The sequence below is a fragment of the Mycobacterium sp. TH-M116 genome (assembly GCF_057473685.1).
Genome location: NZ_JBYCLC010000234.1, coordinates 1 through 1,754, shown reverse-complemented (window position 1 = coordinate 1,754; position 1,754 = coordinate 1). Strand labels below are relative to the sequence as shown.

The following is a 1,754-nucleotide window of genomic DNA, read 5'->3' as shown; positions in this document are numbered from 1 at the left end:
TGCGTCGTGCTGATGAGCTTGGCGATGCAATGGTCACGGTCCAGTGCTTGGGCCCTGCACCATGCCAGCGGGTTGGCGGAGTCAGGATAGGGCATGCTCACGATGGTGACCCAGAAGTCGGATGCCGTGAACGTCGACCAGTCACCCGACCACGGCAGCCGCACGTCGGGATAGCGCTGCCGGAGGTCCAGATGCTCCTGCAGGGTCATGGTGTTGTCCCACACCACACCCTGATCGACGACGCCAGGACGTTTGGAGCTCAGTTGCGGCACCCAATGGCCGGCGAGATTGGCGGCCACGAAGGGCCGGTCCTCGTCCGCGATTTGGTGCAGGCGCTGCTCGGCGTCCAGCGGCGCGGATGCGGCCGTGCTTTGCGGGTAGACCGGCTGCGTGGTCGAGGACGGCTCTGTGTCGTATGTGGTCACGGTAGGCGGGGTGTAAGCGAGTGTCGGCGAAGGGGACTCCGGCTGGGTATTACGCTTCGCGACAACACTGATCGTGAGCACAATAACGCCGACGAGCAGCAGCGCTGCGGCGACGATCAGGCTTGGCACCAAGTACTTTCCCTGGCCTGGTGTTGCCGGAGGCGTTGGGGGAGCGATGTATTGGGCGTTGAAGGGCGGATAGCTACTCGGCGCCGCTACGTTTTGGGGTGCAAGCATCGTCGGGGCGCCGGCCGCTGACGCTTCTGCTGAGAGGGCGCGCCGGTACTGCCGTAACGGTCATCGGGGTGTTTGGCCATGCCGCGGGCGACGACGTCGTCGAATGACGCCGGAACGCGGGCATTGACCGCACTGGGCCGCGGCGGTGGGGACGACAGGTGGGCCGCGATGACCTGGTCGCTGTGGCCCGCGAACGGCTTGTGGCCCGTCAGCACCTCATAGAGTACGCAGGTCAGCGAATAGATATCGACAGCCGGTGTCGCATCGGATTCCCCGAACCGCTCCGGCGCCATGTAGTCGAAGCTGCCCACCTGGTAGCCCGCCATCGTCAGGTGGGTGTCACCTCTGGCCTCGGCAATGCCGAAGTCCACCAAGTAGGCGAAGTCTTCAGGTGTGACGATGATGTTCTGCGGTTTGATGTCCCGATGGATCGGCCCTTCGGCATGCGCGGCATCCAGCGCCGCGGCGACTTGGCCAATGATGTCGGTTGCCCGCTGCGGTTGCAAGGCGCCGTCTTTAAGCATGTCGTGCAGGGTCTGGCCCCGGACCAGCCGCATGTCGATGTACAGGACACCGTCGATCTCGCCCCAGTCATGGATCGGGATGACGTGCGGCTCCTGCAGAATTGCCGCGGCGCGCGACTCACGCAGGAACCGCGCACGAAACTTCTCGTCGTCGGCGTACTGCTCGCTGAGCAGCTTCAGCGCGACCGTTCTGCCCTTGTCGGTGTCGTAGGCCTCATACACCTTGCCCATGCCGCCCGTACCGAGCAGCCGGACAACCCTGTACTTGCCGAACATTTCGCCGACGCGCGACGCCACCGCACCCCTGCCTTTCTTTCCGCCAGGGTCAGTATCCGCTGAGCTGGGTGAGCCGCGCAGCCGTTTGCCGAGGCGTCTTGTCGCCGCGCGATGTGGCTACTCTGGCGCGGTCGAGCAGACACGGAATCGCACTCACGACGCCCGATTTCTGCGATTCCGCGTCTGTTCGCCAATTAGTCCTTCCCGCAACAGCCGACGTCGGCAAGCCGGTCCAGCTGCTCGAGGAATTGGTGGGCTTCGCGGTAGGCGGCGGCCGTCGACGGCTTTTGGC

Annotated in this window: 1 pseudogene; it reads right to left on the bottom strand. The window is 64.8% G+C overall.

From position 1 onward, the window contains the following. Positions 1-1,483 (bottom strand): annotated as a pseudogene (locus AC2VOK_RS11690) (protein kinase domain-containing protein); the annotation flags it as partial. Between the last annotated feature and the right edge of the window lie 271 nt (positions 1,484-1,754).